Source organism: Dyadobacter koreensis (assembly GCF_900108855.1).
Taxonomy (GTDB): Bacteria; Bacteroidota; Bacteroidia; order Cytophagales; family Spirosomataceae; genus Dyadobacter; species Dyadobacter koreensis.
In genome coordinates this window covers 678,677-699,987 of sequence record NZ_FNXY01000001.1, presented here as the reverse complement: position 1 = coordinate 699,987, position 21,311 = coordinate 678,677, and the positions used below count along the sequence as shown (strand labels likewise).

Annotated in this window: 15 protein-coding genes; 1 reads left to right on the top strand and 14 read right to left on the bottom strand. The window is 42.4% G+C overall.

What is annotated here, in order from left to right; all coding sequences use genetic code 11:
• The first annotated feature begins 106 nt into the window (after positions 1-106).
• On the top strand, positions 107-2,470 hold the full coding sequence (locus BMY70_RS02860; protein WP_090331741.1) for a glycoside hydrolase family 127 protein: 2,364 nt from the start codon (positions 107-109) through the stop codon (positions 2,468-2,470).
• A gap of 69 nt (positions 2,471-2,539) precedes the next feature.
• On the opposite strand, the gene BMY70_RS02855 is transcribed toward BMY70_RS02860, so the two are convergent.
• The 14 genes from BMY70_RS02855 to BMY70_RS02790 all read right to left on the bottom strand — a co-directional run bounded on the left by BMY70_RS02855 (position 2,540) and on the right by BMY70_RS02790 (position 21,144).
• Complete coding sequence (locus tag BMY70_RS02855; RefSeq protein ID WP_090331739.1) at positions 2,540-4,399, bottom strand: tetratricopeptide repeat-containing sensor histidine kinase; 1,860 nt, start codon at positions 4,397-4,399, stop codon at positions 2,540-2,542.
• 227 nt (positions 4,400-4,626) lie between these two features.
• Positions 4,627-7,782 (bottom strand): efflux RND transporter permease subunit, encoded by a 3,156-nt coding sequence (locus BMY70_RS02850; protein ID WP_090331737.1) that lies wholly within the window; start codon positions 7,780-7,782, stop codon positions 4,627-4,629.
• A 72-nt stretch (positions 7,783-7,854) separates the two neighbouring features.
• A complete protein-coding gene (locus tag BMY70_RS02845) occupies positions 7,855-8,997 on the bottom strand; it encodes an efflux RND transporter periplasmic adaptor subunit (RefSeq protein WP_090331735.1) in 1,143 nt (380 codons plus the stop codon).
• A gap of 21 nt (positions 8,998-9,018) precedes the next feature.
• Positions 9,019-10,386, bottom strand: coding sequence for a TolC family protein (locus BMY70_RS02840; protein WP_090331733.1), 1,368 nt, complete (start codon positions 10,384-10,386; stop codon positions 9,019-9,021).
• Between the two features lie 74 nt (positions 10,387-10,460).
• The gene (locus tag BMY70_RS02835) at positions 10,461-11,111 is read right to left on the bottom strand and encodes a TetR/AcrR family transcriptional regulator (RefSeq protein WP_090331731.1); all 651 of its coding nucleotides are present in this window, start codon (positions 11,109-11,111) and stop codon (positions 10,461-10,463) included.
• A gap of 168 nt (positions 11,112-11,279) precedes the next feature.
• Positions 11,280-12,989 carry a sodium:solute symporter family protein gene (locus BMY70_RS02830; RefSeq protein WP_090331729.1) on the bottom strand — a complete coding sequence of 570 codons (1,710 nt, stop codon included), beginning with the start codon at positions 12,987-12,989 and terminating at the stop codon, positions 11,280-11,282.
• Positions 12,986-13,132 (bottom strand): hypothetical protein, encoded by a 147-nt coding sequence (locus tag BMY70_RS30790; protein ID WP_177196943.1) that lies wholly within the window; start codon positions 13,130-13,132, stop codon positions 12,986-12,988. Before BMY70_RS30790 ends, BMY70_RS02830 begins: the two co-directional genes overlap by 4 nt.
• A 201-nt stretch (positions 13,133-13,333) precedes the next feature.
• A complete protein-coding gene (locus BMY70_RS02825) occupies positions 13,334-13,957 on the bottom strand; it encodes a hypothetical protein (protein ID WP_143072038.1) in 624 nt (207 codons plus the stop codon).
• A 374-nt stretch (positions 13,958-14,331) separates the two neighbouring features.
• Positions 14,332-14,955: a response regulator gene (locus BMY70_RS02820; protein WP_090331723.1), complete on the bottom strand. Its 624-nt coding sequence runs from the start codon at positions 14,953-14,955 to the stop codon at positions 14,332-14,334.
• A 3-nt stretch (positions 14,956-14,958) separates the two neighbouring features.
• Entirely contained in the window at positions 14,959-16,953 is a 1,995-nt protein-coding gene (locus BMY70_RS02815; protein ID WP_229209449.1) for an ATP-binding protein, read from the bottom strand.
• A 37-nt stretch (positions 16,954-16,990) separates the two neighbouring features.
• On the bottom strand, positions 16,991-18,430 hold the full coding sequence (locus BMY70_RS02810) for a S41 family peptidase (RefSeq protein WP_229209448.1): 1,440 nt from the start codon (positions 18,428-18,430) through the stop codon (positions 16,991-16,993).
• 35 nt (positions 18,431-18,465) lie between these two features.
• On the bottom strand, positions 18,466-19,224 hold the full coding sequence (locus BMY70_RS02805; RefSeq protein WP_090331721.1) for a MotA/TolQ/ExbB proton channel family protein: 759 nt from the start codon (positions 19,222-19,224) through the stop codon (positions 18,466-18,468).
• A 31-nt stretch (positions 19,225-19,255) separates the two neighbouring features.
• A complete protein-coding gene (locus BMY70_RS02800; protein ID WP_090331719.1) occupies positions 19,256-20,113 on the bottom strand; it encodes a hypothetical protein in 858 nt (285 codons plus the stop codon).
• 302 nt (positions 20,114-20,415) lie between these two features.
• Entirely contained in the window at positions 20,416-21,144 is a 729-nt protein-coding gene (locus BMY70_RS02790) for a porin family protein (protein WP_090332620.1), read from the bottom strand.
• Between the last annotated feature and the right edge of the window lie 167 nt (positions 21,145-21,311).

The following is a 21,311-nucleotide window of genomic DNA, read 5'->3' as shown; positions in this document are numbered from 1 at the left end:
ATATGGGTAAACGATAAGTGAAAAGATAATAACTAATAAGATACTGTACTGAGTAGTTTTGCTGAAATTTAAAATGGATAAAATATTCTTTTTGAGATTATAAAATATGAAAAATACTGTTTTTCAATACTTTATTTTGTTTTTTGTATTTAGCGACCTTTGCTCTTTTGGGCAGTCTTATTTACCGATACGAAATGATGCACGTTTCAAGGCAAAATCGAAAGCCGAACCAGCTGCTTTCGGATTTGGACCGCAGGACGTAAAGCTATTAAATGGCAACGTTTTCAGTCATGCTATGAGCAAGGATTCGGTTTACCTTTTACAAATTGAGCCAGATCGTCTTCTGGCACGATTCTACGAAAATGCGAAACTTCCTGTGAAAGCAAAAGTTTATGGAGGATGGGAAAGTGACGGCTTATCAGGTCATACGCTCGGACACTATCTTTCTGCATCGAGCCTGATGTATGCTGCGACCGGAAACGTGGAATTTAAGAAGAGAGTTGACTATATAGTCGCAGAACTGGCAAGATGCCAGTCAGCTAGAAGGAACGGATATGTAGGCGCTATTCCGAAGGAAGACAGTCTTTTTTACAAAGTTTCAATCGGGGACATTAATTCTTCGGGATTCGACCTGAACGGTGGCTGGGCACCATGGTACACAGTTCACAAAGTAATGGCCGGCCTGGTAGATTCCTACTTATATTGTAAAAATGAACAGGCACTTTCGGTAGTAACCGGTATGGCTGATTGGACTGAAAATATCCTGAAAAACCTTAACGAACAGCAGATGCAAAAGATGCTCCGTTGTGAGTATGGAGGGATGAATGACGTTCTTGCCCAGATTTATGCCATCACTGGACGGAAAAAATATCTGGATCTCTCATACCGGTTTTATGACGATTTTGTAATGAAACCATTATCTGAGCAAATTGATCCATTTCCCGGCAAACATTCCAATACCAATATTCCAAAAACAATCGGAAGTGCAGTACAATATGAGCTCACGGGTAATAAATCCGACAGTATAATCGCGGCTTTCACCTGGAATACACTGATCGATCATCATTCTTATGTGATTGGCGGCAACGGGAATTATGAATATCTGGGTCCAGAGGATAAACTGAATGACCGGCTGAGCGACAATACGGCTGAGACTTGTGTCTCATATAACATGCTGAAACTTACAGGACACCTGTTTAGCTGGCATCCAACTTCCCGCCTTGGAGATTATTACGAGAGGACATTGTACAATCATATCCTTGCCTCACAGAATCCAAATACCGCGATGATGTGTTATTTTGTTCCATTAAGAACGGGAGCTCGGAAAACGTTCAGCGACCCTTTTGATACCTTTACTTGCTGCGTTGGAACGGGTATCGAAAATCATGCAAAATATACAGAGGGTATCTATTTTGAATCAGCTGATGGGAAAAGTTTGTATGTAAACCTTTTCATTCCTTCTCATTTGAACTGGCAAACGAATAAAACACAGCTTACGATGAGAACAGATTTTCTAAAAAAAGAAGCTGTTAAAATTCTTGTGGAAAGTGAAAAGCCTAGCCAATTCGCTGTCAAAATCCGTAAACCTTATTGGGCAACTAACTACATGCTGACAGTCAACGGGGATAAATTTGCCAGCCAAACAGATAAAGATGGTTTTATTGTTGTAGAACGAAATTGGGAAAAAGGTGATCTGATCAGTTTTACGCCGGTAAAATCTCTTCATGCAGAAGCGCTGGCTGGTAACGATTCGCGGATCGCGATTTTATACGGTCCTTTGGTACTTGCAGGGGACCTAGGGCAAAAGCAGCCGGAGGCTGCATACAGCACGCCAGTTTTGCTAACAGACAACCGAAATGTAAACGACTGGGTAGAACCTGTAAATGGCAAGCCACTGCACTTTAAGATGAAAGGAGTCGGTAAACCATTTGATCCGGAACTGCAGCCCTTTTATCAGACCATCGATACTTACTATGGTATATACTGGGATTTTTTTAGCCCTGCTGACTGGGCAACCCGTGAAAAGGAGTATGAAATTGAAAAGGAAAGATCCAGAAAAATTAAAGAACGCACTATTGATGAATTTAGAATAGGAGAGATGCAGCCAGAGCGAGACCATGATCTTAAAGCAAGTGCCAATAGCTACATTGATGCGGCAATTGGGGTCAGTGGACGCGAAGCCCGGAGTAAAGGGTTCTTTTCGTTCAACATGAAAGTTGATCCCGAATTAAAAAATAACCTGCTTTTATCATATATTGGTGACGATAAAAATAGGAAATTCGATATTAAAGTTGACGGAGAAGTGATCAAAACGATCACGTGGGATGGAGCAGAAAGTGGGAAATTTTATGATTTTGAGTACGAAATAGATCACCGGTTAACGAAAGGGAAAACGAATATTCGAATAGCGGTTGAAGCAAATTATGGTAAAACAGCGGGAAGGATATTCTCTGTGAAAATAGTTAAATGATCAAAAACGAGCCTTTGGTAACTGCCTACAAGAATTAAAAGGAATCTTAAATTTTTACTACCACTCCCTCTAATCAGGTATGAAAATGAAAAAGGTTGTTCCCTTTCCCTCGACGCTTTCAAACCAGATCTTACCTCTGTGGGCAGCTAAAATCTGTTTAGATATATATAAACCCAGTCCGAAAGGTTGTTCGCCGGCAGTTCCAACGCGTTTTGATGAAGTGAATGGCTCAAATAATTTTTCAGCTGAATGTTGGGATATACCCACGCCATTGTCTTTTATCAGTATTTTGACCCCTAAAAATGTTTTCTGCGCACTGACCTGAATGACACCTTGTTCCGGACTAAATTTGATTGCGTTGACAATAAGATTATTTAAAACCCTGACCAGTTTATCCCGATCAGCCGTCAGCTGTGCCTGAGGATATTCGGTCAGAATGAGCTGCTGTTTTTTCTCTGCGGCGCGGAATGAGAGAAGGGCGACAGTATGCTGAAGAAACGTTGGAAGATCGATAGATTCCTTTTCAAGTTCCGATTCGTTAAAATTGAAATCGGTTTCCAATAAATCACCAATCAGTTTGATGCAGCTATCGCTGGAATCCTGAATAAGTTCGAGAAACTGCGTGCGCTCTTCCTTTGTCAGGTTTTCATCTTTAAGAAGTGAACTGAAAGAACTAATCGCTCCAATGGGATTTCGTAAATCGTGAGCTACAATCTTTATTAATTTGGCATAATTCTGGTTGGTTTTTTCAAGTGCTTCGCTGGCTGATTCCAGTTGACTGAACTGTATTCTTAGTACCTGGTTTTTTCTTTCAATTAGTTTGGCATTTCTTAGTAAGAATAAGATACTCATCAGTGTTAGAAAACAAATTGCGGCAGCCAGCCAAAGTAATTTTGTATTATAGTCCGAGACTAGTTGCTGCGATACCAATTCCTGGTCTTTGACTGCGTATTCGGTGTAATCGATGCCTGACGATTTATCGATTTCAGCCTGCTGTTCGAAAATTTGCAGTAACTTTTGACTATAAATAAAAGCAGAAAACCTGTCTCCTTTTTCTAAATATATGTCATACAGTCTTTTACAGATGTCTTTGGCATATGTTCTGTAACTTTTTTGTTCTGCTATACCAAGCGCCTGATTTAATAAGCCGATTGCTTTCTCAGGGTTACTGTTTAGATAGTTATCTGCCAGATCGATCATTAAATCCATGCTCAGAAAATATAATTGCATTTTCATAGCATTTTCAAGTGTGCTTTCAAGAAGTTCCTTGCCTCTTTCGACCTGGCCAGCCGCGATAAGATCGTCCGCTCTTAATTGTTGAATGGCCAGCGCAAGACGCGAATCTCGGTATTTTACCGAAATCTTACTGGCGCGGTCGATCAGTTCTTCCTTCTTTTTTGAATCAAACTTATCAGGATAGCTCAGGATATAATTGTAAATAACCAGCGCGGTAATCGAATCATGCGAAATTTGGTTGCCAAGTGAAAGTGCCTGGTCCAGATTGGACAATGCTTTCTGATCTTTCCCGCTGACTTTATAAACCATAGCGATATTCATCAGGGTCTGAACAATATTGGAAGAGTCTTTAAGCGCGACGTACTGGTTATATGCATCATTGTAATAGCGCAACGCAAGTTGGTTATTCCCTTTTATGTCAAAGACAACACCAAGATTATTTCTAGCATCTGCCAAGCCTTTTTTATATCCCAATCTTGAGGCTATTGCCCGGGCATGCAGTGCATAATGAAGTGTGCTATCCGGGTTTTGTTCGTAGAAAAGAAGCGCAACCCTATTAAGAAGGTCAGTATATTGAGTGCTGTCTCTGGTTACTAAAAGTTTTTGCTGCAATCGTTTTATTTTCTCCACCTGACCTAAGGCTGAACCAGCCATCATAACCAACAAGAGAAGACATGCAATGGCAATTCTCATACTTCAAAAGATTAGTCAGGTATATCGTAGAATAAATATTACGAAATTCACGTTTAAATGCAAATTAAATAAACATGCAGGTTTTGTATATAGATTGTCTAACCTTCAAAATGGTGAGACTTGGATTTGATTGCACCAAACAAGTGTTCAGACAGGTCGCGGGTTTCCCAAAAAAATAGGCGTGAAAACATTTGCTTTCACGCCTATTTTTTTTGGGAAATAATCTGTTAGATCAATCTGGATTCGCGATCTTGTTTTCTCTTTTTACGTTTATAAGCAATTTTTTCAATCGCCACAAAAAGAACCGGAACAACGAAGATAGCCAGAGAAGTCGCCGCAAGCATACCTCCAAATACAGTCCACCCAATTGTTTTACGTGATTCTGCTGCCGCACCACTTGCAAAGGCCAGGGGAAGTACCCCAAGGATGAAGGCAAGCGATGTCATGATAATTGGCCGAAGACGAAGCTGAACCGCTTCCAACGTTGCCTTGACTAGTTCCATTCCGGAATCTACCCGTTCTTTGGCAAATTCAACAATCAAAATCGCATTTTTCGCAGCAAGACCTATCAGTGTAATAAGACCAATCTGGGCGTAAATGTTATTCGTAAGGTTTGGCAAAAGCGTCAATGTAATAATCGATCCCAAGGCACCGATCGGTACGGCAAAGAGTACTGAGAACGGAATTGACCAGCTTTCATAAAGCGCTGCAAGGAAAAGAAATACGAAGACGATGGATATCGCAAAGATTGTAGTTGTCGAATCGCCGGCTTTGATCTCTTCCGAACTCATACCGGAAAATTCATATCCATAACCATCAGGAAGTGTTTCGGCTACTTCTTTCAAAGCCTGAATCGCCTGGCCGCTACTGAATCCTGGTTTTGGAGTTCCGTTAATCTCAACAGCACGGTAGATGTTGTAGTGAGAAATCAAGGCAGGGTTTTCAACCACTTTTGTCGTAATGATCGCTGAAAGCGGAACCATACTGCCTTGTGAATTTCTTACATAAAATTTATTTAACTGATCAAGGTTTGACCGGAAACTACTGTCTGCCTGAACCATTACACGGAAGTTACGTCCATAAAGGTTGAAGTCGTTCACATACGTACTACCGAGCAATGTAGAGAGTGTCTGGAACACGTCATTCACCTGAACTCCCAGTTTTTTGGTTTTATCACGGTCCACATCAATCTGATACGAAGGTGTTTTTGCATTGAAGAATGTGTATGCAAAACCAATTTCAGGGCGCTGGTTTACAGCGGCAAGGAATTTTTGGGTAACAGCTTCAAACTTTTTGATATCATCGGTACTGGTTGTCTGCTGAAGTTCAAAAGTAAAACCAGACGTCTGTCCAAGACCTGGAATTGCCGGAGGAGCAATTGCTAAAACACGAGCTTCCTTAATATCTCCGGTACGTTTCTGGATTTCTGAAATAACAGCCTGCACGTGATGTTCAGCGCCTTTACGGTCTGCCCACGGATGCAAACTTACGAACATGGTACCTACGTTGGACTTGTTAGAGAAGCTGATAACGTTAAGTCCTGCAAGACCACCAACCGTTTTTATTTCTGGGATTTTCGAAATACGGGCCATGATGTCTTTAATCATCGCAATATTACGAGTCGTAGAGGCAGCTTCCTGCATCTCATAGGTCACGAACAAACGTCCTTCATCTTCCACTGGAATAAAGCCGGATGGTTTGTTTTTAAACAAAAATACAAGACCAACGATCAGACAGACCATCATGATGATCACGTACGGAGTTCCTTTTATCCACTTTGCAACACCTCTCGTATAAGAATGGGAGACGCCGTCAAACCAGCGGTTGAATTTGTCAAAGAACTTTTCAAGCCAGTTCTTTTTCTCACCGGCACCTTTTGTTGGCTTCAACATCATAGCACAAAGTGCAGGTGTCAACGAGAGCGCAACGAATGCAGATAGGAGTACAGATACTGCAATCGTGATCGCAAATTGCTGATAAAGTCTACCTACAATACCAGGTACAAAACTTACCGGTACGAACACCGCCGCTAAAATAAGGGCAATCGCAATAACCGGTCCGGAAATTTCTTTCATCGCCTTTTCTGTCGCTGCCTTCGGCGAGAGCCTGCCGTGGTCAATATTGTGCTGGACGGCCTCGACTACCACGATTGCATCATCGACCACAATACCAATGGCAAGTACGAAAGCGAAAAGGGTCAGTGTATTAATTGTAAATCCAAAAGGAATAAAGAAGATAAATGTTCCGATCAACGATACCGGGATCGCAAGAATCGGAATCAAAGTTGCGCGCCAGTTTTGAAGGAACAGGAATACTACAATTACAACGAGAATCATCGCTTCTCCAAATGTATGTAATACTTCTTCAATCGAAACCCTTACCACAGAAGCTGTTTCAACCGGAATTACGTAATCAATATCTTTTGGAAAAGTCTTCTTCATTTCTGCAAGCGCAGCCATTACACCATCATAGGTATCAAGGGCATTAGCTCCCGGCGCCTGATAAATCAATACAAACGCAGCGGGTTTTCCGTTTACGAAGGCATTGGCATTGTAATCAAATTTACCAAGTTCCACACGTGCTACATCTTTCAGATAAACCACACTTCCTTCGGTCGGTGCCGAACGAACAATGATATCTTCAAATTCCTCTTTTGTATTCAGACGGCTGTTTGTAAGTACGCTATATTCAAATGCCTGCTGGGTCGGCTGTGGATTCGCTCCAACAGTACCCGCAGCAATCTGCAAGTTCTGTTCGGCAAGAGCGGCAGAAATGTCAGATGGTGTCATGTTTAAATTGGCAAGTTTTTCCGGGTTTAACCAGATACGCATACCAAAATCATCGGCGCGGGAAACAATATCACCCACACCTTTAACACGTTGAATCCTATCTTTGATATAGATGTTCGCGTAGTTACCAATGAACTGTGCACTGTGCGTTCCGTTAGGCGAATAAAGTGCAAGGGCAATCATGATACTCGGCTGTCTTTTACGAACCGTTAACCCTAATCTTTTTACAACATCGGGAAGGGCAGGTTCTGCCACACTCACACGGTTCTGAACATCAAGAGCCGCAATGTTTACATCAGTACCAATATCAAAAACTACGTTAATGCTGCTTTGTCCGCTGCTGGTACTATTTGATGACATGTAACTCATGCCGGGCGTACCATTCACCTGGGTTTCAATCGCGGTTGTAGTAGTCTGCTCAACCGTTTGAGCATCCGCTCCTGTAAATGTTCCTGAAATAGTCACCGTAGGAGGGGTTACATCAGGATACTGGGCCACCGGTAAAGTGGTTAATGCAATAAGGCCGACAAGCACGATTACAATCGAGGTAACGATTGCCGTAACCGGCCTTTTAATGAAGATATCTGCAATCATTTTTTTAGTATTTAAGGGAATCAGAAGGAGGTCAGGCTTATGGCCGCTTATTCCTGTTTTTCTAGCTTACCGTTATTTTGTGGCACCTTTGGTCTGAGCTGCTGCTGGGGGAGCGGTGTTGATCACAGCACCTTCACGGAGATTCTGAACACCTTCCACTGCAATTTTTTCGCCTGCTTTCAAACCTTCCTTTACGATGATATTCGCACCAATAGGTTCACCCAAAACGAGTTTGCGCTGAGTAACTTTACTTGAATCACCAGCAACATAAACAAAGAATTCACCTAACTGTTCTGTTACCGCTTTATAAGGAATAATTACTGATTGCGCGGAAGCATTATTACGGACTCTAACTGTTCCTGTCATACCAGATCTCAACATATTATCCTTGTTTGGAAAAACAAGACGGGCTTTGATCGATCCTGTTTGCGGATCAACAGCGCGGTCGATAAGTTGCAGTTTTCCGGGGAATGGATAAATATCCTTTCCAAAAGCCAAAGTAAAAGTTGAATCCTTTGCGTTGCTTGTTTTCAAAAGGTTGGTAAAACGGAAAATTTCTTTCTGATCCAGATTAAAGTCAACTGCAAGCTGCCCGTCAGTTGAAACAGTGTTTAAAACGGTTTGTCCTGCTGTAACCGCTGCACCCACTTTTACAAGTGAAATTCCGATTACCCCGTCGAATGGCGCAGTTACTTTCGTATAACGAACGCTTGTCGAAACAGCCGAAATATTTGCCTGAGCTGCTTCTGCTTGTCTTTTTGCAACTTCCAGCGCCGCGTCGGCGTTATCAACGAGCTGTTTGGCCACCGCATCATTTTTATCAAGTTCATGGTAACGGTCTGCATCTTTCTGTGCTTTTACCACATTTGCTTTCTGCACATTTAAATTGGCAACGGCTTGTTCGTAATTGGCAGAATATAGTTGCGCGTCGACCGTATACAGAAGCTGTCCTTTTCTCACTCTGGAGCCATCCTGAAAATGTATGCCGGTGATAAAACCAGTCACTTGAGGACGAAGCTCTATTTGATTCAAGGCCGTTACAGTACCTGGGTAATTGTCGTGGTATACCGCATCAGTCGACGTTACTTCCTGCAACGTTACATTCACGGGTGGCGGGCCTTGCATAGCCGCCTGCTGATCATTCTTTTTTCCACAGGAAGCCAGTACCAAAACTGAAAGTACTGCGGTATAATATTTTGTTGTATTTAAAAACATGGTATCAAGGAGTTTCAATAATTAATAGTTAAGTTGACCAAGGGCTTTCTGTACGTCGATCTTGTTGGCCAGTACCTGATAGAGTGCATTGTAATAATTAATTCTTGCCAGGCGAAGATCGGTTTCAGAAGTGATCACTTCCAGATATGTTTTGATACCTGAACGATATTGCAGCTGAATCACATCGTATACTTCTCTTGCCAAATCCACATTTTCTTTTTGCGCAATAAGATTTGCAAGGCTTCCTTTGTAGTATCCCAGTGCGTTAGAATATTCTGAATTGACATTCAGTTTCAAATTCTTGATATCCAGGTCAACGCGTTTTACCTGCCATTCTGCGGTATTGATATTTGCCTTGCGTTTTCCTCCCTGATAAAGCGGCAGACTCAAAGTCAGCGCTGCAAAAGAGTTGGGGAAATTATTTCCGTAAAGGTCGCTGAATTGGTTGTTCTGGTAGTTCAGGTTATAAGCTCCGTTGGCTGAAACTGTTGGCAGGAAGCTCATTTTGTTGTACTGCAAATTTGACTCCAAAAGTCTTTTCTGAGTGCTCAATTGTTGAAATTCAATTCTGGAATTAACTTCCGGTCCCTGAACAGTATCCAGCATCGTTTCTCGTTCCAGCTGAAGAGAATCGTAAGTGATTTTCAGGTCGTTGCCAAGCGGATAACCCATCAGTGATTTCAAATATTCCATTTTTCCTTTCAAAACTTCCTCGTTGCTTTTCTTCGCAGCTTTGGTGTTGTTAAGTGAAATGGTCGCCCTTTTGTAGTCGATTTTATCAGCTACTCCCGACTGATACTGATTCTGTGCATCTTTCAGACTTCTTTCCAATCGAACGATATCTTCTTCGGATACACGGATTTGCTCGGTTGTTGCCAGCACATCATAAAATGCTTTAGAAACATTTACGGCAAGATCGATCTTGTTAAAAGTTGTATTCTGGCTAGCCTGAAGAAGCACATCGCCTCTTGTTCTTTTTGCAAGCAAAACATCGCGGTTAAAAATCGCCTGTGAAAGTGTAAACTGACCTGCGGAGGTATTGTTTACACCGAGTCTTACAGGATTTCCGGCAATGACACTCGTCTGAATAATAAAGTTATGCTGCAAATTATAATTAAAGTTAATTTGCGGATACCAGTCTGCGAGTTTGCTTTTTACGGTATTCTCAGCAATACGCTCGTCAATGACAGACTGCTGAATAATCGGCTGATTTTTGATGGCATACTGAATAATGTCCTCCAAAGTGCCGCTGGCGAGTGTATTCTGTTCGGCACCATTTTGCGGGGTAGTGGTCACCTGTTGGCCCACCACCAGCATAGGCGCCAGTATCAGAAGTAAAATACTAAGTGCTAAAAATCTTATTGTTTTAGCTTTACAATAAAAATTCATGAAAAGGGAAATGTTAATTTGATAATGAATTAATGGTGTTAATAACGTAGGGCAAACTGAAGGGTATTGATGCATTAACTCGCAATAGCTTCGTTTAATTCCTTGTCAAGTATCGCCCGGAAGATTTTCTTTAGGTGGATACTGAGTTTTTGTTTCAGGTGGTCGTTAAGCTCCTCTTGCGAAAGATCTTCAAGCTGATGGATACGACGGTAAAAAACCTGTGTACTAATTGCCTGATTGATTGTCCCAAAAAGCGTTGTAGATAACATAAGAATGTCCACATCTTCCGTAAATACATTAAGCTGCTGACCTTCCTGAATAATACTTTCCATTGCCCGCAGGTTTCTGGTTTTCATCACCGAGAGAAGCTCGGAGATAATTGGTGTGCGACTTCCCGCAAGCTGTTCCCTGACAACGATGTTATGAAAACATTGTTTTTCTATTAAACGGTTAACGACGCCATCGATCATCATGTTCACCTTCTGTATGGGGGATAGGTCAACGTTGAGTAGCAGACTTTCTAAAATTTTGAGAAAATCTTTCGATCTGACTTCAAAAAGTGCTTCGATCAGTTTCTCCTTGGAACCGAAATAATAGGATATCATAGAGACGTTGATATCAGCTTCCTGTGAGATATCACGGATGGAAGTACCCGAGAACCCTTTTTCTGCAAACAGCTTTTCGGCTACGCCGATTATCTGTAATTGTTTATTATTATATTCCATTGGCTAGTATCAAACGCCAATAGATATGAGCGCGGCGCGTGATAACGGGTCCAAAGTTACTTGAATAAAAATTTAAATCAAACGTTTGTTTGAAAATTTCAAACACTTATTTGATAAGTTGAAATTAAACTTTGTAAAAGACAAAAATGGAGTTAAAGAAGTGGGTGGTTATGGCATTTCGATTGCAATTTCTTTCTTTGGTTCAGGCCATATCTTTTCCAGAAGAAAGGCAAAGGCAATTACCAAAACACAACCGATCAGGTTCAGCCATAAGAATGCAGTCAGATCTTTCCAGTAGCTGAGCACTACGAAAACTTCGCCCAGTACCGCTGCCCAGAAAACCGCGCGGCCTCCTATGGTTTTAAAATAAAATGCTACAAGGAAAATTCCCAGAATGACACCGTAGAATAACGAGCCTAATACATTCACCGCCTCAATCATACTTCCGAGTCGACTTGCGTACTGTGCAACGAATATACAGAAAATACCCCAGAAAAATGTTGCCCAGCGCGATGCACCGACATAGTTTCTATCCTGATCATCTTTGTGGTACATCCGTTTGTAAATGTCAACAACAGTACACGAAGCCAGCGAGTTATAGGCTGCCGCTACCGATCCCATTGAAGCCAGAAGAATGACGGCAATCAAAAGGCCGAGCATACCGACCGGCAGATAATCGATCACAAAACGGAGAAAGATATAGTTGACGTCATTGACATCGCCACCATTTGCTTTTGACAATAAGGTCTGTGCTTTTCCACGGACTTCTTTTACATCATCTTCAATTTTTCCAAGGACAATTCTGGATTTATCGATCGCCTGCTGGTCTTCTTTGTTCAGCGCGTCGGTCAGTGCCATCACATGCGCATGTTTTCCTTTTTGGATCAGTTCGTGGTCTTTTTCAAGTTTTTCAAACTCAGCCGCATATTGTGTTTTTTTGATTTTATTTACTTCTACCTGATTAAAGAAAAGCGGTGGATTGGTGAACTGGTAAAATGCAAAAACGAGTACGCCGACCAGCAAAATCAAAAACTGCATCGGAATTTTCAGCAATCCGTTCATCGCCAGGCCAAGTTTACTTTGTCCCTGCGAACTTCCGGTCAGATACCTGCCAACCTGCGATTGATCAGTTCCGAAGTAGGAGAGTTGCAGAAAAAAACCGCCGATTAAACCTGACCAGACATTATATCGGTTGTTAAGATCGAAAGTGAAATCAATAAGATTGGTCTTACCCATTTTTCCGGCAACATGAAGTGCGTCTGTAAATGAAACATTTTCAGGCAGCAACTTGACAACCATAAATCCTGCGATAACCATACCGATCGTGACAATTCCCATTTGCTGTAAGTGCGTGTGAGAAACCGCCTGAGCTCCTCCTGAGACGGTGTAAAGCATAACAATTCCACCTGATATAATGTTGGTCCAGGTGATATCCCAACCCAAAATAGACGATAAAATTAGTGAAGGAGCATAAATGGAAAGACCCGTTGAAAGTCCTCGCTGAAGTAAGAATAAAAACGAAGTCAGCGTTCGCGTACGAAGATCGAAACGTCCTTCCAGAAACTCGTAGGCTGTAAATATTTTTAATTTATTGAATTTGGGAACAAATGTTATGCAGAGTATGACCATGGCCAGAGGCAACCCAAAATAAAACTGGACGAAGCGCATACCATCGGTGTAAGCCTGGCCCGGAGCGGAAAGAAACGTGATAGCACTGGCCTGGGTAGCCATCAGTGACAATGTTACATGATACCAGGGGAGTGATTTATCGGCCAGCAAATAAGAATCGATATCTTTATTTTCACGGCTTTTATAAATACCGTAGGCGACAATAAAAGTTAGGGTAAGAGATAGTACAATCCAGTCAAGATAGCTCATTCGAAATGGGTCATGAATAAATAGAAGAGGGCAATGAGAATAACAAGCGTTGCGATCAAAAGCGTGTAGAGCTGCTGCCACGAACTGACAAAGGGCGGCAAGCCATCTTCACGACCGTTCTCAAGACGATCTTTTTTATCCATTTTATATCGGGTTCGGTGGTTGTTACTGGCCTAGCGGCTAGCTGCGACAAAAATAGAACGCTTTTTGATTTGTTTTAGCATATTTTAAGTTTTAGAAACTATAAGTGCCTCTCGTTAAGATTTATTAACAATTTAAAAAAGCAGAAAATAGATCAGTAAAAGATCTATGATCTGCTCTTAGAGGGTACTTCTTGACTTTTTTCAAAGTGTATACCCGACTTTTAGTGTGGCATAATCTCGGTTATTAAATATTTTTTCATCAATAAGATGCATTTCAATAGCGATGGAAAATGACATGATATTCACGCCAATCCTGGGTGAGATTCCGAAGCGGTTTCCCAGGCCCTCCCTCACTTTGACGACACCTTCCTGAATCGGATTATCATTTGCGGGATATTCCCCGGTGCCCAAAAAGTAAACGCCGGCACCTAGTCCGATAAAGGGAGCGAACCTATTATTCCAGAGTTTAATCACGTCGGCAGTTGCGGAAATAGATCCGATCGGGTCAGATTTGATCCGTCCGATTCCGGCAAGATAAGACTTCATAAAGGTATATTCTCCTCTCAGTCCCAGGGCTATGAAATTGGTCATACGATAAGACGGTTCAACGGAAAGCGAGAGAGCGGACGCGTCAAGAAAATTTTCCTTGTGCCGCCAGGTTGTTCCTAGACCTGCCCCAAATTTCAGATTCCAACGCGGACGGTATTGGAGAAAATCCACCGAGCTCTGATCGTTCGTTAATGGTTTTATTGCTCCTTCATTTAGCTGGGCCTTCGCGGTTGAAAATATACAAGCGAAAAGAAAAATAAACGTTAAGTTTTTCATTTTTAGCAACGTTGAATACGGGGTTAAATCCTTTTTTGGTGTACAATTTTTACCCGAGTGCGGACAAATATTCATTCCAGTGATAGAACTTGTTACTCGGTAACTGTTAAGATATGTTGCAGACTGAATGAATAATGCAAAAGGACGACCGTTTCGAAGGAAAGGCGGTGACATGCAATTTGCGGCACCGCGGTATTATTGGTGGGAAAGAAATGCCAGAATAAATGATGAAGTAAAAGCGGCTTTATACCGAAATGTTCCTAGAATATTACAAACATTCGATTAGATGGCCATCTTAAGTGTTCCTTTATTTTTAAGAAGAATTGTCCTTTTAAATGACCTTTTTGCTGAAAAAGTCTACAAAAAAGAGCTGATTAATCCATCAACCCAAAGTCTGTAGCCAGCTTAATTACTGTTGCTGTGTTTGGAACGCCAAATTTCTCCATTAGATTTTTTCGGTGACTTTCAACGGTATGCGAGCTAATAAAAAGAGCGCCCGCAATTTGTTGGGTTGTATATCCGGTTCCTATCAGCTGGAGAATTTCTTTTTCCCTTCTCGTCAGCCGGGGAATCTCTTTCAGGTCACTGCCTTCGCTGCTGTTGAGGATTTTCTGGGTACCGCGGCACATATAAATTTGGCCTTCCATCGCCGCATGCAAAGCGGAAACAATATCTTCCGCAATTGCGTTTTTTAAAACATATCCGCTGGCGCCGTTTTGCAGCATTCCCATAATGACGGAACGTTCGTTATGAACGCTGAGTGCTATAATTTTTACGGCGGGATAATGCTGTTTTACTTTCTGACAAAGTGCAAGTCCGTTCACATCGGGAAGGTTAATATCGAGTAAAATAGCATCGGGAATATTTTCTTCAAGAGCTGAAAATGCAGCCTCTCCAAGGTCAAACATACCAGTTACCTGAATCTCCGGCTTTGTCAGCAGAAGATTTTTTAGCCCTTCGAGCACAATCGGGTGATCATCAACAATAAATACTTTCATAAGTTATATCTCGCATTCCACCGTTACAGACGTACCGTTGTCGGGTGATGAGTGAATATCCAGTTTCGCATTTAAAAAATCCGCCCTGGCTTTAACATTGGCAAGTCCTGCCCCGTTTCTGCTTTGGGTCTTACTCAGATCAAAACCTTTTCCGTCATCTTCAACTGTGACAAAAATCGTGTCGCCGCTTTGTTGCAGAATCACGAGTATCTGCGTCGCCGCACTATGTTTTACTGCGTTGTTGACAAGCTCCTGAATGATCCGGTAAAGAACAACCTGTTTTTCCTTTGCGAACGAATCGGTATAATGATACACCTGACAGACCAGATTGACACCTGTTTCTCTGAGATTTTTGCAAAATTCTTTGGTAGCTTCTGCCAGCCCATAATTCATTAAAATTTCTGGCATCAGACTTCTTGCAATCCGACGAAGTTCGTTAACCGCGTCGTCCAGATGCGCGAGTGTCCGGTCGATACCTGATTTTAGCTGTCGATTTTGATCCAGGCCGATTTGTGAAAGTTCAATTTTTATACTGCTCAACAGCCCGCCGAGGCCGTCATGTAAGTCCCTCGCAAGCCTGGTTCGTTCCTGTTCCTGTCCCTCCAGCATAGCCGACAACATGGATATGCGGTGATCCTGTTTTATTTTTTGTAATTCCAGCTCGTGAAGCTGTTTTTGCTGTAACCAGAGGCGTTTATTATTGCGGTAAAACAATAGAACAAGTACAGTGACCGCCATTAAAAATATGCAGACCACAGCCAGAAGCCAACTGATTAACTGATTGTTTTTAATAGTAAGAGCCGCTTTTTCATTCTGCGATTGAAGCTGAAAGATCCTCTTCTCTTTTTGAGTAGTCTGAAACTTAGTTTCAAGCTCCGCAATGTCAGTTTTGATCCGTTGTTCATTGGTGCTGTCAGCCAGCAGTGCATATTTATGAAGCCAGTTGTAGGCGGCGCCCATGTCACTGGTTTTAGCGCTGGTTTCTGCAAGCTCGTAATAGTAAAGCATCCGGTTTTTATAGTGGGGTATGATCTCTTTTTCCTGAGCCAGCCTTTTGATGATCGGCAAAGCTTTTGAATAATTACCCATTTCTTTATAAGCAAAATACTTTTGCAACATAATGCTTTGATGCTCATATGGGCGATTCACTTTAAGTGCCATTTGAAGACCTTTATCAAAGCTTTCGTGCGCTTTATTAAAGTGCCGAAGCCGGGTGTAGTACATTCCTTCTACCATATAGTAGTCCGGAAGATAATTCGAATCCGGATCGTCTGCAAGTTGTACTTTGGCGCTATCCAGCATTGGTTTAACCGGCGGATAATCTTTCAGGTAAATATAATTTTTGGCAGCAAATATATATGAATCAGCCAGTTCGAGTGATTTTACACCCAGATTTTCCAGAATCGAAATGGATGACTTAAAATATTTTTCTGCTTTTAAATAATCCAGCTGATTGGAAAATATCAGTCCCAGATTTTGGTAATTGCGAGCGACGCGCGCACTGTCGCCGGCTTTTAGCGCCAGAGGTATGCAATGTTCAATCAGTATCTGCGCATATTTTTTTTCATCATCCTGCCTTTGCTGTAATGCTCCGTAATTATGCCATGCACGTGACCTGTATATCAGAGCCTCTCTTCCAGGGAATTTCCGAAGCAATTTTTCCGCCAGCAAATACTCATTTTCACTTTTCGAAATGTCAGTATCAAAATAAATCCCGGCAAGGTAAAAGTGGAACAACGCTGTTTGGTAAGGACTTTTTTTACTATACTTCTCCGCCTGACCCAGATAATTAAGTCCCAGCGCCTGATCTTTTTCGCTGTAATGATCCGAAAGTAAAAAAAGTATGTTCGCTTTCAGGCTATCTGAGCTTTGTTTTGCCAGAGCTTTGCGAAGACTGTCGGCATACGTGCTGCCATCAACCGGGCTTTGCGAAAAGCCTGGCGCGGTCAGTGCCAAAACTAGAAGCAATAAACCCGTTAGTTTGTATGCGATTTTCAAGATTTTAAAGAATTTTCTAAAAATTACTACTCATGATTTAATCGATTAGCGCAGGAAAAACATGTTGATCCCGGATCATCTTTTGATCCCAGGCGGCCGGCGTATCACGGATGGCAGCAGGCAGAATCTTTTGTACTGAAATTTTGCTGCCAAGCCGCGCCGAATTCCCCGTTGTCAGCCCCATTTCGCTGAGCGCTGCTTGTAAAAGCGTCTCGTTTTCGTCACCAAAAGGACGGAACGGAACTTTGGAGTCATCGACAAATTGCGTCGGCAGGATGCCGTGTACTGTACCATAATCGGATTCTCCCCGTGCATTTACCGTTTGCCCCAGCATAAGATATAATCCATATTTCCAGCGTTTTTTCTCATCAGGAATCAGCGAGCCAAATAGATTTTTCCCGGCAGTATGATCGCCGATGGTGACTACTTGCATGTACGGCTTCAAGCCATTAATGATCAGTTCGCTGGCTGATGCGGTGCCCTGTGAAGTGAGTACAAATACACGGTTCAGGCGGTTACCCACATTGTTCTGCTCGGCTGTAAATTTGTATGTCAACGCTTCGGGTCCGTTTTTCTGCTCCCAATATTTTATGTATTTATCATTCCACTGCTCCCTGTAAAAGACTTTGGAAGGGGAATAATTACTGACAATTAAAGAAGATAAAGTAATTGCTGAGCTGATATAGCCGCCACCATTAAGCCGCAGATCCAGAACAAGTTCAGTGATTCCTGCATTTTTGAATCCGGCAAAAATACTTCTCAATTCGTCGTCATACAGGGTCTTGTCTTTATCTGTTCCCGGCACAAACTGGGTATATACCACATAGCCCACCTTCTTATTTTGCTTTGAAATAACGCTTGAAAAAGCAACAGGGCTTGCGCTGATCTGTGCTTTGGTCAGGCTGACGCTGCGAGAATTATCTGCCGTAACAGTCGCTCCATCATAGTTACCCAAACTCAGCCGGATCGTTTCGCCGCTGCCAAAAAGTGCATTATAATTATTTTCTGTAAGTTCGGTTTCATTAATTTTCGTGATAATGTCACCGCGCCTCAAACCTGCTGTTTCTGCAGGACTTCCATTGCTCACGTGACTTAAGAAGGCTGCGATTTTCGTTTTACTCGGATCCGTGTATGCCAGCATATAATGAAGGCCGAAGGCTCTTGTGATGCCATTGAACTGCTGTTGCATTACATCGTAATCGTTTGTTATCATCGAAAAGCGGTCATGGGTCTGGCGGTTGTAGACAAGTTTTTCAAAGTATTCTTCGGGAGCGAGCGAACTGTCCGTTCCGTTTTTGGAAGGCAGCTGATCATACCAGAAATAACCGTCCCGCATCAGCTCATAGATCCAGCTGTTAACAGATGTTTTGTTAACGGGCAGGTCAGCTAGTATATTGATATCGTTCTCGCGGCATGCGCTCATAAAAAGCAGCAGTGTACCAGCGAGTGTTACATGAATTTTTCTTAATAATTTCATCTTTTCCAGGCTAAATGTGAATACTGAAATAATTGTTATTCCTGTGTGTATATCCGGCTAATCAGATTATCAATAATGTAAGACTTCATCCGGGAGTAGAATGTGTCAAGATTTTCCAGGTAGCGGTGATAAAAATAACTCAGGATAAGTCCCAGGAAAAGCGCGATGAAAGTCGTATCGAAAGACACATTTAGGCTCTGGGTAATTAGGGGCATCCCTTCTTCTGTTTTGGCCAAATGAAAAAGTCCGATCGAAGCGGCCAGGTGAAGAATTGTTCCGATAAATCCTAGCGAGGCGATGGCATTGATCAGGAACCGTGCGATTTCTAAACGCCCTTCCAGTTCGGTTTTACTATTGTCTATCTGAACGTTCAAGACTTGCAGCGTTTCAGATATCGACTGATTATTGCGGTATTGTGTACAGGCCCTTTTTACAAAATCAGTTAACAGAAAGCTTAAACCACGTTTTTCCAGATCGATAATGTTTAACTTGATTTTTGCTACCTCCTGTGGAGACAGCACAAGCTGATCCTGAACGGGCAGCAGGTTTAGTTTAAATCCTTCGATTTGCTTTCGTATAAATTTCTGATAATCCACAATTTCCAGAAGCCCAAAAATGAAAGCAGTATATATCACCGAATGAACGTATCCGCCGAAGGATCCTCCAAAAGCTTCAAAAAAACGTTTCAGTCCTGGCGCACTTGTCAGGGAAGCAAGCAGTATTAAAACAAACCAGAGAACAATGGCTGCAACCAGACTAATGGCCAGATGATATATTCTTTTACTGGTGATCATGCTGAGTGAAAATTAAGTTGAAAAATAGTTTCTAGTTTTTGGTAAATTGAAACGCACCACTTTCCGACAAGTCGACCGTGCCGATCAAAATCCGAGGGGCGTTTAAAGGGAGTGTGATTGAGAAGGTTTCACCCTGCTCCTGACCAGTATCATTTCTGGAATAGACCAGTCCGCGCACATATACCGAAGAGTTATTTTTGGTGCTTTCTTTCAGGCGTGCATATAGTTTATATTCTCCGGCAATGATTTTGTCAAACTGCCGGACTGCCTCCTGCGTCGTCCGAAGATCACTGCCAAAAAACTTTGTTTTGGCTTTACCGCTGTCCCATTGGCCGATGTCCCGAATTTCCCTTGCGCCGCCGGAAACGCATTTGTTATCTTTACACACAAATAAATCCACGTTATCGGCAATGTCTGTCCAATTGATTTCAAAAGAGACTTTGCAGGGAACACCAGGCGCATCACCCTGATATTTGCTTCTTCTTGGATCGTCGGGTTTGTTTGGTTGTTCCAAAGACTTAAAAGCAAGGGTATCCTTTATTTTTACATCGGAATTTTTCGCAGACGGCGTAGCAGCATGTGTTGCTGATGAGCCCTCTTGGGGACAATCTTCACAAACCGGGCAGTCCTCAATTCCTGGCAGTTCCTTATAGTCAGCAAGAACGACAAACAATGTGTCGCCCGGCCGTTTGCTACGCAGACTGTCGTGAATATTTGCAAAAACTTGTTTGTGAATCGTATCGTAAGACATCATCAGCTGCTGCTTTTTTGATGGTGCAGATCCGCCTTTGGGTACCGCAATGAACAGAAATACAACAGCGCCAAGCGCCCCGCAGATAACATCCAGAAAAGAAATATTGAAAATTTGAGGTTCGCGATTTCTTGCCATAAGATTTAGTTTGTTGTTCAACCTGTCATGCGTTTGCCAAACAGAATTACCTGCTGGTCAGTCGCCGGCGGCTGGAAGGATAGGGCACTTTTAGGAAAGCGGCACTCGGGGCATTTTTCATGGAGCGACTGAAAATAACTGCCGCAGTTCAGGCACTGGATTTTTTCAGATTTTTCTGCGATGGGCTTAACATCAGCAGGTGTCTTCCATGCGTTTTGAATCCGGCAGCAGACGCATCTGGCAGCTTCTTGTGGGCTGCTGCTTCCGCAGTTTTTACAAATGTGCATAGCCATTAATAAAGGTTAATATTTATCTCCGAAAACAAAGTGGTGTGTATAGGTGACGCTCAGTATCATAGAGACATTCATAATTTTTCCGTCGATGCCGTTTGCCGAACTACTTCGCTTATTGAGGGCGTTGAAACCAAGGTCCCACATGATATTAGCTGCCAGTTTTCCTTTTTCGCCGACTGGCATCAGCATTCCCGGACTCAGAATAAAACCAGGCTGAAACCTTCGATAGGTATCATTGATTCCGCTTCCAAATTGAACTGTGGAAGAACGGCTCTGTGATCCAACATTGGCGACCTGCATTTCCAGTCGTGTGCTACCGGCGAGCCCAATGTTGAAGGATGGCCCTGCAGATGCTGTCAGTCCAAACTTTTCACTTAGAAATCGGTAGCGGAAAAGAAGCGGGATTTGAAGAAAGGAGGTATTTTCGCGGACTTTCAAATAGCCGATTGAACCATTTTCCAGCCGATAATTATCGGTTTCAGATTTTGTCCCTTTTTGAATAAAACTGACCCCGGAAACAATCGCCATTTTATCGTATTCCATCCCGAAGACAACTCCGCCATTTAGTCCCGGTTTGGGTTTGGAAGAAGTCCAGGCGTCTGCATAATCGGCTGTGTAGCTATACTGGGAAAGGTTTCCGCCCGCAGAGCCGCCGATAAAAAATGATGAGGTTTGAGCCTTTCCAGTAAATGGGATTAAGGCCGAAATGGTTAACAGAAGAATGCATGGTTTTTTCATGATCGAAGTTTTATGGTGTGATCGGATGAGTACAACCGGTTGGTTTTGCAAAGTTGGGACAAAGCGTAAAGCGAAACCATCCCTGAAATCAGCCATTTTTTCCTCCGATAAAAATGGCTGATTTCAGGGATGGATTTTTACCATTGATCAACCGAGTTTTGCACTGG

Excerpts from the sequence above, each read along its gene's own strand:
- BMY70_RS02825 (WP_143072038.1), bottom strand. The coding sequence starts at position 13,957 with ATGAAAAACTTAACGTTTATTTTTCTTTTCGCTTGTATATTTTCAACC.
- BMY70_RS02830 (WP_090331729.1), bottom strand. The coding sequence starts at position 12,989 with ATGAGCTATCTTGACTGGATTGTACTATCTCTTACCCTAACTTTTATT.
- BMY70_RS02835 (WP_090331731.1), bottom strand. The coding sequence starts at position 11,111 with ATGGAATATAATAATAAACAATTACAGATAATCGGCGTAGCCGAAAAG.
- BMY70_RS02860 (WP_090331741.1), top strand. The coding sequence starts at position 107 with ATGAAAAATACTGTTTTTCAATACTTTATTTTGTTTTTTGTATTTAGC.
- BMY70_RS02805 (WP_090331721.1), bottom strand. The coding sequence starts at position 19,224 with ATGATCACCAGTAAAAGAATATATCATCTGGCCATTAGTCTGGTTGCA.
- BMY70_RS02810 (WP_229209448.1), bottom strand. The coding sequence starts at position 18,430 with ATGAAATTATTAAGAAAAATTCATGTAACACTCGCTGGTACACTGCTG.
- BMY70_RS02855 (WP_090331739.1), bottom strand. The coding sequence starts at position 4,399 with ATGAGAATTGCCATTGCATGTCTTCTCTTGTTGGTTATGATGGCTGGT.
- BMY70_RS02820 (WP_090331723.1), bottom strand. The coding sequence starts at position 14,955 with ATGAAAGTATTTATTGTTGATGATCACCCGATTGTGCTCGAAGGGCTA.
- BMY70_RS02790 (WP_090332620.1), bottom strand. The coding sequence starts at position 21,144 with ATGAAAAAACCATGCATTCTTCTGTTAACCATTTCGGCCTTAATCCCA.
- BMY70_RS02800 (WP_090331719.1), bottom strand. The coding sequence starts at position 20,113 with ATGGCAAGAAATCGCGAACCTCAAATTTTCAATATTTCTTTTCTGGAT.
- BMY70_RS02840 (WP_090331733.1), bottom strand. The coding sequence starts at position 10,386 with ATGAATTTTTATTGTAAAGCTAAAACAATAAGATTTTTAGCACTTAGT.
- BMY70_RS30790 (WP_177196943.1), bottom strand. The coding sequence starts at position 13,132 with ATGGATAAAAAAGATCGTCTTGAGAACGGTCGTGAAGATGGCTTGCCG.
- BMY70_RS02850 (WP_090331737.1), bottom strand. The coding sequence starts at position 7,782 with ATGATTGCAGATATCTTCATTAAAAGGCCGGTTACGGCAATCGTTACC.
- BMY70_RS02845 (WP_090331735.1), bottom strand. The coding sequence starts at position 8,997 with ATGTTTTTAAATACAACAAAATATTATACCGCAGTACTTTCAGTTTTG.